Source organism: Burkholderia sp. ZZQ-2 (assembly GCF_050768715.1).
Taxonomy (GTDB): Bacteria; Pseudomonadota; Gammaproteobacteria; order Burkholderiales; family Burkholderiaceae; genus Burkholderia; species Burkholderia cepacia.
This window is the reverse complement of record NZ_LDVA01000079.1, coordinates 21582-35738: the sequence shown is the minus strand read 5'-3', so window position 1 is coordinate 35738 and position 14157 is coordinate 21582. Positions and strand designations below refer to the sequence as shown.

Annotated in this window: 14 protein-coding genes; 6 read left to right on the top strand and 8 right to left on the bottom strand. The window is 54.4% G+C overall.

Translation table 11 applies throughout. The features are described 5' to 3' along the window. The first annotated feature begins 355 nt into the window (after positions 1-355). From ABY44_RS03650 to ABY44_RS03630, 5 genes are all read left to right on the top strand, one after another. Positions 356-724 carry a type I restriction enzyme endonuclease domain-containing protein gene (locus ABY44_RS03650; RefSeq protein ID WP_431640868.1) on the top strand — a complete coding sequence of 123 codons (369 nt, stop codon included), beginning with the start codon at positions 356-358 and terminating at the stop codon, positions 722-724. Between the two features lie 486 nt (positions 725-1210). Continuing rightward, positions 1211-1654, top strand: a complete 444-nt coding sequence (locus ABY44_RS03645) for a hypothetical protein (RefSeq protein ID WP_080314755.1) — start codon at positions 1211-1213, stop codon at positions 1652-1654. Between the two features lie 117 nt (positions 1655-1771). Beyond that, a complete protein-coding gene (locus ABY44_RS03640) occupies positions 1772-3385 on the top strand; it encodes a recombinase family protein (RefSeq protein WP_431640869.1) in 1614 nt (537 codons plus the stop codon). Then, complete coding sequence (locus tag ABY44_RS03635) at positions 3382-4284, top strand: ParB/RepB/Spo0J family partition protein (protein ID WP_431640867.1); 903 nt, start codon at positions 3382-3384, stop codon at positions 4282-4284. The genes ABY44_RS03640 and ABY44_RS03635 overlap by 4 nt, the downstream gene beginning before the upstream one ends. Further along, a complete protein-coding gene (locus ABY44_RS03630) occupies positions 4281-5183 on the top strand; it encodes a plasmid partitioning protein RepB C-terminal domain-containing protein (protein ID WP_431640866.1) in 903 nt (300 codons plus the stop codon). The genes ABY44_RS03635 and ABY44_RS03630 overlap by 4 nt, the downstream gene beginning before the upstream one ends. Before the next feature lie 991 nt (positions 5184-6174). On the opposite strand, the gene ABY44_RS03625 is transcribed toward ABY44_RS03630, so the two are convergent. The 5 genes from ABY44_RS03625 to ABY44_RS03605 form a co-directional block, all read right to left on the bottom strand. Beyond that, a complete protein-coding gene (locus ABY44_RS03625) occupies positions 6175-7413 on the bottom strand; it encodes a Shedu immune nuclease family protein (protein WP_431640864.1) in 1239 nt (412 codons plus the stop codon). Between the two features lie 225 nt (positions 7414-7638). Next, a complete protein-coding gene (locus ABY44_RS03620; protein ID WP_124573084.1) occupies positions 7639-8229 on the bottom strand; it encodes a hypothetical protein in 591 nt (196 codons plus the stop codon). A 209-nt stretch (positions 8230-8438) separates the two neighbouring features. Next, positions 8439-9104, bottom strand: coding sequence for a hypothetical protein (locus ABY44_RS03615; RefSeq protein WP_124573082.1), 666 nt, complete (start codon positions 9102-9104; stop codon positions 8439-8441). 452 nt (positions 9105-9556) lie between these two features. Then, positions 9557-10198, bottom strand: coding sequence for a hypothetical protein (locus ABY44_RS03610; RefSeq protein WP_431640863.1), 642 nt, complete (start codon positions 10196-10198; stop codon positions 9557-9559). Positions 10199-10289: 91 nt separating this feature from the next. Next, positions 10290-11018: a hypothetical protein gene (locus ABY44_RS03605; RefSeq protein WP_124573079.1), complete on the bottom strand. Its 729-nt coding sequence runs from the start codon at positions 11016-11018 to the stop codon at positions 10290-10292. A 309-nt stretch (positions 11019-11327) separates the two neighbouring features. On the opposite strand from ABY44_RS03605, the gene ABY44_RS03600 reads away from it, so the two are divergent. After that, complete coding sequence (locus ABY44_RS03600) at positions 11328-11795, top strand: HAD domain-containing protein (protein WP_124573077.1); 468 nt, start codon at positions 11328-11330, stop codon at positions 11793-11795. A gap of 16 nt (positions 11796-11811) precedes the next feature. Here the strand turns inward: ABY44_RS03600 and ABY44_RS03595 are convergent, their stop codons facing one another. From ABY44_RS03595 to ABY44_RS03585, 3 genes are all read right to left on the bottom strand, one after another. Continuing rightward, positions 11812-12354: a hypothetical protein gene (locus ABY44_RS03595; RefSeq protein WP_431640861.1), complete on the bottom strand. Its 543-nt coding sequence runs from the start codon at positions 12352-12354 to the stop codon at positions 11812-11814. Between the two features lie 11 nt (positions 12355-12365). Further along, positions 12366-12701 (bottom strand): helix-turn-helix domain-containing protein, encoded by a 336-nt coding sequence (locus ABY44_RS03590; protein WP_431640860.1) that lies wholly within the window; start codon positions 12699-12701, stop codon positions 12366-12368. Positions 12702-12811: 110 nt separating this feature from the next. Further along, positions 12812-13882, bottom strand: a complete 1071-nt coding sequence (locus tag ABY44_RS03585) for a hypothetical protein (protein WP_431640870.1) — start codon at positions 13880-13882, stop codon at positions 12812-12814. Between the last annotated feature and the right edge of the window lie 275 nt (positions 13883-14157).

Here is a 14157-nt window from a genome sequence, read left to right as displayed (position 1 = left end):
TTTTGCATTTCGGCGGCGGAAATGTGCGCTGCCCTTAGTTGAATATTCTCCGATGTTGGGCGCTGCAATAGCGTCTGATTCAGCTGGCTAGCGACAGAAGTTCATCAGTTTTGGCGGCGGAGTTATCCTCGAGTGCGTGGACTTCGTCTTCATGCATTTCTAGGCGCCAAAGTTTACTGCTCAGCATGGGGGGGCGATCAGCGTTATCGTCGGTCACGGGCCATGGAGGCCAGATTCGCCCATGGTGGGCACGCTGCGCTTGATGGTGATCTCTGTAGCTTACTGCTGCCAGCTGGTTCCAACCGATGGACTACTTGTATGGAATGGCCGAGCGCGCTCGTCTCAGGAGAGTAGCGTGAACTCGCGACAGCAGCCCGGAGAAATTCGTATGATTCCGGTCTCTCAGATTGAAGTCATTAATCCGAGAGAGCGCAATGGTCGGGTCTTCAACGAAATCGTCGACAATATCAAGACCATCGGGCTGAAGAAACCTATCCTGGTCACTCCGCGAGTGACGGCTGCGGGCATAGAAAAATACCTGCTTGTATGTGGCGAGGGGCGATTGAAGGCATTTCGCACGCTACCCGCTGTGGCGAACCATGTGCTCGGTCAGGACGACGGCAAGAAGCGCTTTGCCGACACGGTGCTTGCAGCGAGCAAAGCATTTGCGTTGTGCTGCACGCTCGCGGAAGCGCTTGCGTATCGTGACGAGCTATCCGGATGAAACGCCAACGAGTGATGTTGCAGTTAAAAAAACGACGGCCGCCTCAATGAGGCGGCCGCAGTTATGTGCAGAGTAGCGTTAGGCTAAGCACCAGAAGTCCGAGCTATCGGGACTCAGTCAGTAATACATGTCTCAGTGGATGGTTCCCTGTCGAGTGTCACAGAAGTTGAAAAGTCCCCACATTGAATTTATGGGAGTTTTTCACTAACTCTGTCACGGCGCTTCGAGCTTTTTGACGCGAATAGTGAAAAAACTCGGCAGCCGTGCCACAAAACATGAAAATTTTTGCGGGTGGGCCGCAGAGGCCCGCAGGACAAGGCTCTGCGCGCGCGGGCTGAGCGTCGACCTGACAGGCATGAATCGCACAAGCATCGCGAACGGCGGACAATCTGCGAGGGTGGGACACCGCGTCCCGTGAGCCGGTTCCAACTGACCCTGGCCCCAAACACGGCTGGCCCCACTTCGATTCCTCTGTGGAGCACGGCCATGAAATCGGATCGGATCTGTGCTGCCTGCGGCACACCCTTCACTCCGCTCATACATATCCCGCATCAACGCTTCTGCTCAGCCAAGGCGTGCCAGCGTGCTCGCCGGCGCGCATGGCAGCACGAGCGCCTTCGAGTCGATCCCGACTATCGAGAGAATCAGATCCGGGCTCAGGCCAACTGGCGAGCCCGACATCCTGACTACTGGCGGCACTACCGCGAGACGCACCCGGCCTATCGCGATCGCAATTGCGCGATGCAGCGACGACGAAATGTGCGGCGCACTGCTAGTGCTGTTGCAAACATGGACGTGTGGCCGGCATGTCGCCCACTGGCATCTGGATTCTACATCCTGCGCAACGCGGTTGAGGCCGGCGTTGCAAAGATGAACGCGTGGACGGTGCACATCGCCGTGCTGTCTGAGCCGAGGCCAGTTCCGGCGTGATTGCAAAGAGATGACGTGTTCGACAAGGGTCTATGGCCTGCTACCTTGGCTGTGTACTCGCTCGCATTCGACGTCATTGCAAGGCGCGACGCGTTCGCCGATACAAATCCCCAGTTGATGTCGGGGATGGCGCAGCGAGGGGCGGTTGCCAGTGGGAGCTGGATCGTGGACCTCGATTGCACATGCGAATCCGTTGACGAGCAGGCCTGCAGAATGCGGGCTGCTGAATACGTTCGGATGTCGACGGAGCACCAGCAATACTCGACGGAGAATCAGCGCGATCGCATTCGCGACTACGCTGCTCGTCGCGATCTCGAGATCGTGCGGACCTACGCCGACGAGGGTAAAAGCGGTTTGCGTATCGATGGGCGCCAAGCACTACAGCAGCTGATCCGGGACGTGGAAACCGGCATGGCCGATTTCCAAGTGATCCTCGTCTACGACGTAAGCCGCTGGGGACGATTCCAGGATGCAGACGAAAGTGCCTATTACGAGTACATCTGCCGGCGCGCCGGCATCCAGGTCGCCTATTGCGCGGAACAGTTCGAGAACGACGGCTCGCCAGTTTCGACGATCGTCAAAGGTGTGAAGCGCGCGATGGCCGGGGAGTACAGCCGCGAGTTGTCAGCGAAGGTCTTCGCTGGCCAGTGCCGGTTGATCGAACTCGGTTTCCGGCAAGGCGGCCCGGCAGGCTATGCGTTGCGTCGAATCCTAGTCGACGAGCATGGCCTCATGAAAGGGGAATTGCAACGCGGTCAGCACAAGTGCCTGCAGACGGACCGCGTTATTCTGATGCCCGGCCCGGAAAGCGAGGTTCGAATCGTCAATCTCATCTACAGCTGGTTTATCAATGAGTCACTCAATGAGCACGAGATCGCCGCTCGCCTGAACGGCATGAATGTTCAGACCGACCTTGGGCGACCCTGGACTCGGGCAACCATTCGCGAGGTGCTGACCAACGAAAAGTACATCGGCAACAACGTCTACAACCGTGTGTCGTTCAAGCTGAAGAAATCTCGTGTCACGAATCCGTCGGAGATGTGGATACGCAAGGAGGGTGCGTTCGAACCCATCGTGCCGAGCGAAACGTTCTATACCGCGCAGGGCATCATGCGGGCGCGCGCTCGGCGCTATTCGAGTGAGGAGCTTATCGAGCGTCTGCGAAACCTGTACCGAAGCCGAGGCTTTCTATCGGGCGTCGTGATCGACGAAACGGAGGGCATGCCATCCACCTCAGTCTATGTGTATCGCTTCGGTAGCCTGATTCGTGCGTACCAGACGGTTGGCTTCACGCCAGGCCGTGACTATCGTTATATCGAGACGAATCGCTTCATTCGGCAACTGCACCCAGAGATCGTTGCCGAGACCGAAAAGAAGATCGCGGATCTCGGCGGATCCGTGTCGCGTGATCCGGCGACCGACCTGCTGACCGTGAATCGGGAGTTCACTGCCTGCATCGTGCTGTCACGGTGTCAGGTGCGCAACAGCGGCCGTAACCGCTGGAAGGTCCGGTTCGACACGAGCCTGCTGCCGGATATCACTGTCGCAGTCAGGTTGGACCAGAGCAACTCGACGGCGCTTGACTACTACCTGCTGCCGCACATCGATTTTTGGCAGCCTCGTATCAGTCTCGCGGACTGGAATCCGATCGAGTTCGAGAGCTATCGCTTTGACACGCTGGAGTACTTATACGGTATGGCACAGCGTGCTCGTCTGAGGAGACGAGCATGACTCAGCGTGAACAGCCCGGTGAGGTTCGGATGATCCCCATCAGCCAGATCGAAGTGATCAATCCTCGCGAGCGCAATGGTCGCGTCTTCGAGGAAATCGTAACCAACATCAAGACAATCGGCCTGAAGAAACCGATCCTGGTCACGCCACGGGCAACGGCAAGTGGCATCGAGAAGTATCTCCTCGTGTGTGGGGAGGGACGACTGAAGGCGTTCCGATCGCTCGGCGAAACGACGATACCGGCGCTGGTAGTGAGCGTGAGCGACGAAGACGCGTTCATCATGAGTCTGACGGAGAACATCGCGAGACGGCAGTGCCGACCGCTCGAACTGCTCGCCGGCATACGCGAACTGCAGGAACGCGGATACGCGCCGAAGGCGATCGCCGAGAAGACGGGCCTCACACAGCACTACGTGCAGGGCATCCTGACGTTGCTGCATCAGGGCGAGGAGCGACTTGTGATCGCGGTGGAGAAAGGCCGAATTCCGCTGAACGCGGCGCTTTCGATTGTCGGTGCCGGCGACGACGATGAGGCGATCCAGGCGGCGCTGCAGGAGGCATATGAATCGGGAAGATTGCGCGGGCGCCAGCTGATGGACGCTCGGCGCGTCATCGAGCGGAGGAAAGCGCTCGGCCGCACGGCGAATCGAAACATGACGCGCAAGGTGATGGACGTGACCACATCGAGCCTCGTCCGAACGTATCAGCATGAGGTTGAGCGACAGAAAACGATGGTGCGCAAGGCAGAGTTTACGCAGCAGCGGTTGCTGTTCATCGTCGGTGCCCTCAGGCAGCTATTTGCCGATGAGAACTTCGTCAATCTGCTGCGCGCTGAGGAACTGGCGACTTTGCCGAAGTATCTGGCGGAACGTGTATGGCCGAGCGGGAGTCCAGCATGACCGGCGTAGCACTTGGGTTTATTCCGGAACCACTCTCCGTTCCGATCACGAGCATCCTGCCATCACGACGCACGCCGGCCGGCATGATGAACTCGCGAAAGTTCAAACAGATCATAAGCTCCATCGAAGAGGTGGGCTTGATCGAACCGCTTTCGGTGACGCCGGTCGACCAGGCATCGGGCAACCATGTTCTGCTTGATGGACATCTCCGCTTGATCGCATTGCAGGAACTCCAGTTCAACACCGTGTCATGCCTAGTTGCGACGGACGATGAGAGCTACACGTACAACAACCGCGTCAATCGACTATCGACCATCCAGGAGCACTTCATGATTCGTCGAGCCGTTGAACGAGGCGTATCTCCGGAGCGACTCGCAAAGGCCTTGTCGGTAGATGTGTCGCAGATCATCAAGAGGATGGCATTGCTGGACGGGATTTGCGCTGAAGCGACCGAGCTCCTGAAGGACCGGCAGTTTTCGCCGGAGCTCGCGCGAGCTCTGCGTAAGATGAAGCCGACGCGGCAAGTCGAATGTGTCGAGCTCATGGTGGCAGCAAACAACCTGTCTGTCTCGTACGCTGAAGCGTTGCTCGTTGCGACACCGGCTTCTCGGCTGATCGAGGGGAAGAAACCGAGGAAGCTTGCCGGCGTGAGCCCCGAGCAAATGGCGAAGATGGAACGGGAGATGAGCAACCTGCAGGGACAGTACAAGGTGGTCGAACAGACTTATGGGCAGGACGTGCTCAACCTCGTGCTCGCAAAGGGCTATCTTGCGAGGCTGCTTGAGAACGAGTCCGTGCGCCAGTACCTACAAGTCCAACAGGCGGACTTGCTATGCGAACTCCAGTCCGTCGTGGAAATGATTGCCTTAGAGCAGCCAGCCCTTGAACCCACTGCCTGAGCTCAGGCAGTTTGGCGGCGCATTGTTTCGAAAATCGGCCTGCTAGTCGTGAAAATTGCGCGATCCAGAATTCGTATGTTGAGGCGTTGCGAATTCGTCTAAAGAATCTTACCTTTATGTCGTTATGCGTTTAAAGGGGCTCGCTGCGTCTGGCAGTCGAGTGGTTCTATAGCCTAGATCGTGAAAATAATGAGCAATATGACTTGTACTCACTGCCGCACGGGGGTTCCGCGCGGCGCGACGGTTTGCACGGGGTGTCAGGCTGAAGTTGAGTATGGACCGGCAAGAGGGCTTTTCGGCGCGGCACTGCTTGCTGCCGCATTCGCGGGCTATCAAGCGCATCGGCATCTGCCCGAGTCCATGTCAGTAGGCGGCTGGGTTACAGGTGCAGTTGTATTCGTTGGGCTTAGCTTGCTCATACAGAAGATGTTCGGCGAGCGCGTCGTGTTTAAGCGCGTGTACAAGACACGTCGATAGATCGTCGAGCTTTGTAGTTCCTCTGTCGTGAGTTGAAAAGAGTTCTCACTCCCACCGCCTCCGGCTGTTAACGACGAGCAGATCAAGCGCTTCTTGAAGTGACGCAACCGACATTTCGATCTGCGAGGCGGAAGTGTCGCCTTGTCCCGCAAGCTACATAGCGTTCACGAGCTGTTTTCGACTGCTTGGCTAAGGCCGGAATATCTTACGTGTGTAAATCTAGACCTGATCTCTAAGTCAGCGTCAGATCAGGTCTAAGATTGCTTGGACGTCACCTCATCAAGGGCCGTGATCGACCTGCGGCGGTCACTAAATAGGCTCCGTAGCGGACGTTCGCCGGGTGAAGTTGAGTGAGTGGCGATTCGGTTGGATTTCGTGCTTGGCCTCGAGAGCGTGCACACGGTGGACAGCCGCGTCTGGCCAGAGGCTGCCTCTACACGTCAACCTGGAGGTAGTCCGCAGAGAGGCGCCTCCTTCTGCACAGGCAGCCCTACGTCACTGGCTGGATGGCATGTCAGTGTTCGAGCGCGTAGATGGTGTTTTGGAGGCGGCCTAGCAAGTCATCGTAAGTGATGATGTCCATCATGTTCGCGTACTTGCGCTTGATGATTTCAAAATCGAGTTGCTGGCTATCAGTCATCTTCTTACCGCCAATCTGGCTGCGGCCGACGATAATGATTGCCTTCGGATTGGATATCCGGATTTCCAATCCAGGAGGAAGTTCGGAGGCGTAGGCCTTCGTAAGAGCGCGCTCTCCATCGACACCCCATTTCGACAAGTGGAAGAGATACTTTTCTGCCTGCATGACGCTACCTGCTAACTCAGCAGTCGGAATGTTGTTGCCTCGGTACAGTCCTTGGCGAAGAATTTTGTCTTCGAATGGTTTTTTGAGTTCAATGACATCGAGGTTCCCGCTCGCGTCCACTAGGCCAACGTCGATATATCGCTTGGACGTTTTGCCAGACTTGCTGTAGTAGTCGTTAATTGTGATGTTCTGAAGAACCCTGATGTACTTTGGAAACAGTAGTGGAAGAAATGAAACCATCTGTCGTTGCCATTCTTTCTCGGACAGGTTCTTGCCGGTCAGCAGAATCTGTTGAATTTCGTCGTAGATAAGGCGATATTTTAGAACCTCCTGTTCCTTCAGTGCTGTGAGTTCCGGCGGATCTTCAGCAGAAAAGGTTCCATTCAGTGCTGGTTTCTTATCGAGGTACGACTCGTAAAGCCCCCGTGCATCCTTCATGCCATCCACATACTGCGAGAGAATGGTGTGAACGCGTGCAGAAGCGTAGCGATTAAGCTCGTGTGTAGTCGGGAATTTCCTGAGCAACTCTTGATAGATGGGCAGTGGAATGTTCCCGGCGCGATCGCCCCCGATAACGATAGGCTCATCGTTATCGAGAAGGCCGGAGAGTCGCTTCATAATTGAAACATTTCGTTCCGCGACAAAGACCGAACGTTTGAGTCGGAGCTCACGGCTTACGAGGACATCTCGCTCGATAGAAAAGACACGGCCGGGGATTCGCAAGTACTCGTCTTCAAACGTGCCAAAGCGAAATGTGTAGACGTATTCAGTAAAGTCCGTGCTCTTGGTGGGAGGATTCTTGAGGTCCGCTTTTCGAAAGGAGAATACGCGAGATACCTCCGTGGATTTCCCATTCTTCATTTCTTCCCAGACCCACTGATGTTGAGTGCCAAACTCTGGCTGGTAGTCGAAATCGACGCCAGCTTTCGTGGTACGGAAATTCAACATGTTTTCCCTCAGCGCAAAATGATTTCGCGTCTAGTTGTGAGGTCCCAAAGATTCTGGTTCAAAGTACTTGTCTGAACGAGTGCCCAAACAATAATAGAACCGCCAATTACGCCTCTACGAATCCCGCCGCACGCGACACGCTACCAGTGAGGGCTCCGGCTGCGCTGGCCTCCAGACCAACGTCGGACTGCAATCGTGACGGCGAACGGACCAGTATTCAAGGTATTAGTCATAGTGAAGGAGGCCCTTTGATCTTCGGAACTTCCCGAGCTCTCCCGCCCAAACTCGACTCACTTCGAGAAGGGTGTATGCAAGTGAGCGGAGACATTCTGGCGTGAAAAACGAATTCTCCGGCCCGAGATCCCGATTGATGAATTCGAAAATATTGCCATGACAGATATTGTTTCTTTGGCGTACGATCTCCACATCTACGCGATTGGGTTTTGAAGTTGTGAGTTTTTGTAGAAAATCACTTTCCCCGGGAAAGGCTAGTGCGCTTACCGGCATTCCTACGTCTGAAGCATTAACAATGAGGTTATTGCTGAGAACGCGGTAGGGGGACAATTCGTCCAAGGGTTTACCAGGTTCAGCTCCAGTTACTTGCGCAATGGTGACGCGCAGACTCGCCTCGATCCCGTTTAGTAGTGAGGAAGCTCCTGGAACGTAGAATTCGTTCCGAATCGCGTCTATACCCTGAACAAAGAACCAATGAAATTCGGCCGCGCAAAGTGACTCGAAGAAGTGGTTGCGTTCCCTCGCCCAAGCGGCATTTTTTTCGAAGTGTTCAATGATATGATCGGCATGACTCTTGTCCATCTCGCATCCTGTTAGATATAAAGGAAAATCAGGTAGATTCTAGGCAACAGGATTGTCAGCAATCTAGCCACATATGTCGAGCGTCCGCAACTGGCCCGAAGTCGGCCGGCAACCGCCCTGCGAAGTGCGACCGGCGCAGTTCGACGGCGGATTCAACCGGTCGGCGCAACACATTAGACGTTTCGCACGACCATCGAAGCTCCAATCGCCTAAAGTTTCTTGTCTAATGCTTCAGCGATCTTGATCACCGGAGCCGCCAACTCCAGTAATTGCTCAGTGGTTATTGTTACACGCTCACCAGCTGCAATTTTGACGTGTTTGAAAACTCCGGCGGCACCGGCATCCACGAGACCCGCTCGATGAGCAAGGACGTTGCGAAGCATATAAACGTCTACTAAAAAGGGTAGATGCGGCCCTATTGACTTTATTTTCGAAGGGGCAAGCTCTCCGAATTTCAATATTTTCTGGTCGAGTCCGCGGGTCTGGCGAACAGTGCCGATGAATTTATTGCCATCAGCAGTGTACTCCGATGCAATTGGATCCCAGAACTTCGGTTTCTTCTTGGCGAAGGCATCAATAAAATTTGACAAATATATTTCGAAGCTGGCAGAGAGAACGACCAGCCTATTTGTTATCACCGATTGCTTGTATACGGTTACACGTTCGAGAAACGTGTCACGCCGCAGATCTCTCAGCCGACCATCCAATTTTGGTACATAAAACATGTCGGTTAAAAGGCGTTCAGAAGGAATTTGAGCATAATTTGATATGACGTGTGACTCTGCAATGGACAAGGCCAGTAATTCGGCCCACATAGACTGGCATGAGTTGCCCCATACAGACTTCAAATCTTTAAGGTGCTCTGAATCAGCCAAATTTTCCTCCTGTTCTTCGTAGTTATACCGTCGACGCAGCAACCGGGACGCTCGACTGGTTGCGTATCGCCCACGTCGTCTGGTGAGATTATGCGTTCGCAGGAAGATCGTGTCGACTAACTGCTTCTGGCCAAACTGAGTCAGGCGATCTGACGCCGTCTGCTTGGTCGCGTCTAACTATATGGGTCTTACGAGTACTCGTTATCGTGCTTCTCCTGGTACTCATCAGCGTAAGTGATGCTCTTTTCATTCGCCTCGCGCGCATCCTCCAGTTTATCTTGGCTAGCGGTGTATTTTTTGAGCGGACGCTTGCGGATCTAATTAGCAATGACATCCGTTAGCTCCATGAAGACCTGATGCGGCACGTCGCTCATATTGATGGAAGTCATTGCGTGCATCAGCGATGCATGTCGAACGTGCTGACCCAGCGAGCATGTCGGATGCTCCGAGATCTAGTGTCCACGGACAAGAAACACTACGGGAGGCAAGATAGACAGCAAGATGAATGCAAGTAGGCGTAGCCGCAGGTCGATGCTTGCTACGTGGCGTAGAAATCCATCATCCTCTTTTGTTGATCGCATCAAGCTTGCGAAGCACCAAAGTGAAAAATTGAGCACGAACAGCTCGAGCATAAGTAGAGCGATGCCGGTGCCAGCGAGCCAAGCCTTCAACATCTCGAGTTTTGACAGTGAAGGCGGCAGCTGAGCCACAATTTTTCCAATCAATAGGCCGATGGCTAAACCACCCATCCCATAAGTGTTGATCAAAACTTGATATGCCCCGGTAGCAATAAATTTGATCTTTGGGAACAGAACTGCAAGACCGAAAAGTACCAAGCCGAGCATACCCACCACGTTCCATATGTGTGGACCTATTCCATCAGAAATAGCGGCTTCCAGATAACTGGCGGGTAGTTGGTTTTTGAAGTGTGTGATAAACAACACGGCGACTGTAGCTGGTGCGGCCCACCAAAATGCAATCCTCAATCCCTCTATTGGCACGATCGCGGACCAAAAAAACGAGCGGTCGAACGGGGCCAATTGAACCTTGAGGTACGAACGAACATTAAATAGCTGGTGCGTGAATTTTTGCATGTGCGTATGGCGTATAAGTGCTGAGAGCAACAGTGAGGATCCGTCGTATTAGATTTGTGCGTCAAAAGCCCCTTACTTTGGCACGCCAATGCTACTCATCGTTCTCCTTCTCCGGGTGATTGTCGATGACGAAATTCAGCAATTCGATTACTTGTGTTAGCTTGTCGCTTGTATCAGCAAGCAGAAGACTGAGGAGATAGAATGCCGCAAGCGATCCTGCGATCGACCAGGCAATTGAGCTGTTCAGGGCAATGTGTTGATCTTGCATCAGTTTGGCGACGCTGATCCCAAGAGTTGCGAGCGCCGGAAACGTCCCAATTTTGTCAAGTTGACCAATCAACCGCCCACGTCGATTGTCAAACGCGTCTCGCTGGTGAGAGATTTGTCCGCGAACATAGGCCAATTCAGGCAAGGAAAAGCGCATGAGGTCGTTGCAGTACGGCAGCAATCGATCAATATCAACGCTGGCCAGCTCAAGTATCGGACCAACGGGTTTTTTTCGGATGCGATTTAACATGGGGATGGCTTGTATCACGACCGCAATTAGCGACAGCAAACTGGCGATTTCCACGCTGATCGCAACACTCAATGCCAGAGTGGCCAGAACCGGGGTAGGCCAGAAGTGGTGAATCATATAAAGGCAGAGCAATAAAGCAAAGCCAAAGCCCGCACAAAAGAGGAAAATGGCAATCGCCTTGTCGGCATTCACTTCGACGGGAGTCAGGGTCCTTTTGGGGCGATTGGACTGGATTGCTCGCCGAACGATTTCGAAGGTTGCCCGAACAGCCTCCGGTGCAAGAAATTTTGTATTCGCGTCCATAGTTCTGTCTATTCGACCGATATCACTAGTCGCTAACCATGCCGTATGGCGTGGCGTAGGGTTGTGTCGTGCGAGTTAACTGCATAACGGCACGTTGACGACACACTTGAGGCCGAGATGCGATGAAAACGTACTCGGCCGACAGCTCGCAACAATCTTTTAAACAATCATCATCGTTGTTGTTGCTGTTGAACTACCTACCTGCGAGAGCAATCACTTAGCATAGAATAGTGTCGGAAGGAGCGCGCATCCGCCAGCGTTGTTGCTGATCTGGCGTGCTTTTATTGTCCCCTATGGGCGAGTTCCGCAATGAGCAAAAGGGCAACGATATTCCTCGACATCGATGGAGTCTTACATCCAAATTCGGTGGGCGAACTCGAGTATGGGCCCAACGGACCGGCGGTCGTCGGACAGGGTGTCTGTTCACTGCAGACCAAGCTTGCCGAACGTGTCAGCGGGAAAGCGGTCGACATTGCAATCCACAGCACCTGGATCTATATGTTCGACCTCAAACGCTTGCAAGATGAGTATCTGCGCGAGCTGAGCGCAGCTACCGAAATTTATCTCACGAACCGGCGCATCGAGAGCCGCTCGCTACGGATAACGGACTATATGCGAAGGCGTCGGCTGACGTTAGCCGATGTCCTGATTCTGGACGACGCCCCCAAGGAATTCGCGTCTGCCCCGGAACTACTATCCCGCCTCGTTGTATGCGATCCGACTCGTGGGATAGACGATCCCGCCATACTTCAACAGATTGATGAGTTCGTTTCCTGAGTGGTAGTGATCGATGTCAGTCTGAGCCAGACTTCGCGGGATGCGTAGACGCACGTCCATCTTGCATCGCGTAATGCAGAGCGCGGGCATCGTGTAGCGCATGGTGGCGACCGCCGAACTGGGCGTAGTAGGACTCCAACCGAACCTGGTCGATCTCGTCACGTATGAGAAGCCCCTGCCAGCCACTCGGTACGCCATCGAGGAGATCTACAAGAAGATCCCAGTCTCCTGCGAAGTCCATGCAGAAGATGCCACCCTTGAATGGGCGCAACCACTCATGAAGCGCCAGCTGGAGATCTTGGCGAGAGAACACGCGATCAGGATATCGACCTAGCTGCGGCAGTACCGCTTCATGGACAAATGCACTGCAGGCGCGTCGATTGAAGTCGTTGCACTCGGCGTAGAACTCCTGGCCATCGTCGGCGACCAACGCAACGCTGATTAGATTGCAGTCGATGAAGTCGGTGAACTCTGTATCAACAAAAATTCGCATTGTCCCCCCTTGGTGTTGAGCACCAGATTGGTAGCGATATAAGGATCCGCGTTTCGCGTTCGCCATGTAGGCTCGCGTTACTCTTTCGGCGCGGGCGTAAGCCGCGACTCGACGATCGAGAGAAACTCAACAATCGAAAACCCGAGCCCTCTGCACAGCGCGGCGACTGTGTCGAGCGTTGGTGACCGGCGACCCTGCTCCAAGAGCGAGATGTACGTTCGGTCTAGGTTTACAGCAAACGCCAGCGTTTCCTGCGTGAGATTTTGAGATGTTCGGAGCGTTCGCAGTGTGAGGCCGAATGCGACGTTATGGTTGCCGCGAGCTGGATAGGTGTCTAACTTGAGACGATAAGGGGTATCGCTTTGCGAAGCACTGCTGTGTATTTTCTCAAGATCGATAGGTTCGATTTTCATTGGGTTTGAAATTGTAGGTTCGATTCTCAACTGCACGAACCGTCGCCGGGTGAAATCGCCCGGCGACGGTTCGTGATCTTGCCGGTTCCTGCAGTAGTAGCGGCTACTTGTTAAGTGGCGGAGACATCCGCAACGCGATAGAAATACTGCCGTGAGCGATCCACGGACGGCCCCGTGATTGCATCGACCCCCCGTTCGCTGAGGCGGCGCAGAGCCGCCTTCGGAGAGACGTTCCAACGTTTGGCAATATCGACCAGTGAGACGTAGGTTGATCGGAACTTCACGACGTCATCTTTAGTGACCAGATCTATCGCTCGACCATTGACGCGATACACCTCATGAGGCAATAGACCGGATCGGATCAGGTGATACGCAACCTCCTCCTTTATTGAAAGCGCCTGTGCGACTACCTGGGCGCTCATCGTCGATGGGGGAAGACACTTCGCATCGCAGATAACCGAACGGACGTCGTCCTTGTGCACCAGATATGCTCCAATTCCGCGGACGCCTGCTGCCTTCCCGAACGATCGTATTGCCCCGCTAAGCAGCGACTCGACGACCCTCAAGAACACCGCGTTATCTCTACACATGTGCCGGAGTACATGTCTGAGCAGCAGAGTCTCCTCGGGCGAATGGTCCGCGCGGTCGCATGCGGGAAGATCAAGCAGGCGGCGCACTTCGTGCACGGATATAGACCACTTGCTCCTATGATAATTTGGAGCTTCCCCGATCAAGCCGGCAGTCAACAAGATGCGAATCCGGCGGCGGCTTATGCCAAGCAGTTCGCTAGTTGCATGTAGATCGATGGCATCGCGAAGAGCGGCCCTCGTCTGCGCAACACTGTTTGCGTCCGCGACAGCAAAGCGTCGTCCAATTGGACTACGAAGAACGCGAGCATTGAGTCGGCTGGTCGAAATCAGCCGCCAGATCATGCTGCGCGAGCACCCCAACTCTCGGCGAATCTCGGATGCGGACAGCATGGTGCGCCACTTTCGCTTGCTGAACGCGCGATGCCGTCCGTCGATTGCCCCATACCAGTGGCCATCGAGGTGTGCTTCGAACTCTCGCCTCATGAAGTCGAATTCATCGCCCGCGAGTGTCTTGTAAAGTAAGCGATAAAGGGCGGAGTATTTTCGACGAATGCTCGTTTCGGTAGTGGTCTTTTCATCGTACTTGGCCATCATAGTCTGGAAGCTATATGGCCAGTGCAGCAAAAGTTGAGAGCATTGATCCACATAGTCTGCGGCCGTGCTCAAATTCTGAAGCTCGGGTGTCCGACCATGACGATGTGTAGGGCGAGCGGATATGTGCGGCGCCAATGCATGGAGCAGGCGCAAGAATTGAGTTTGTGAAAGGCGTGCAAAAGGCGTGACAACACGGCGCGAAGCTCGTTGCTCGGAACTGACTAGCTGCCTCGAGCCGTTACTGCTGCACCATTGCATTAACGTCATATGCG

Bases quoted from the DNA above. Each gene is read 5' to 3' on its own strand.
- ABY44_RS03625 (WP_431640864.1), bottom strand. From the start codon at position 7,413: ATGTTGAATTTCCGTACCACGAAAGCTGGCGTCGATTTCGACTACCAG.
- ABY44_RS03600 (WP_124573077.1), top strand. From the start codon at position 11,328: ATGAGCAAAAGGGCAACGATATTCCTCGACATCGATGGAGTCTTACAT.
- ABY44_RS03635 (WP_431640867.1), top strand. From the start codon at position 3,382: ATGACTCAGCGTGAACAGCCCGGTGAGGTTCGGATGATCCCCATCAGC.
- ABY44_RS03645 (WP_080314755.1), top strand. From the start codon at position 1,211: ATGAAATCGGATCGGATCTGTGCTGCCTGCGGCACACCCTTCACTCCG.
- ABY44_RS03610 (WP_431640863.1), bottom strand. From the start codon at position 10,198: ATGCAAAAATTCACGCACCAGCTATTTAATGTTCGTTCGTACCTCAAG.
- ABY44_RS03620 (WP_124573084.1), bottom strand. From the start codon at position 8,229: ATGGACAAGAGTCATGCCGATCATATCATTGAACACTTCGAAAAAAAT.
- ABY44_RS03640 (WP_431640869.1), top strand. From the start codon at position 1,772: ATGTCGGGGATGGCGCAGCGAGGGGCGGTTGCCAGTGGGAGCTGGATC.
- ABY44_RS03605 (WP_124573079.1), bottom strand. From the start codon at position 11,018: ATGGACGCGAATACAAAATTTCTTGCACCGGAGGCTGTTCGGGCAACC.
- ABY44_RS03585 (WP_431640870.1), bottom strand. From the start codon at position 13,882: ATGGCCAAGTACGATGAAAAGACCACTACCGAAACGAGCATTCGTCGA.
- ABY44_RS03630 (WP_431640866.1), top strand. From the start codon at position 4,281: ATGACCGGCGTAGCACTTGGGTTTATTCCGGAACCACTCTCCGTTCCG.
- ABY44_RS03595 (WP_431640861.1), bottom strand. From the start codon at position 12,354: ATGGCGAACGCGAAACGCGGATCCTTATATCGCTACCAATCTGGTGCT.
- ABY44_RS03590 (WP_431640860.1), bottom strand. From the start codon at position 12,701: ATGAAAATCGAACCTATCGATCTTGAGAAAATACACAGCAGTGCTTCG.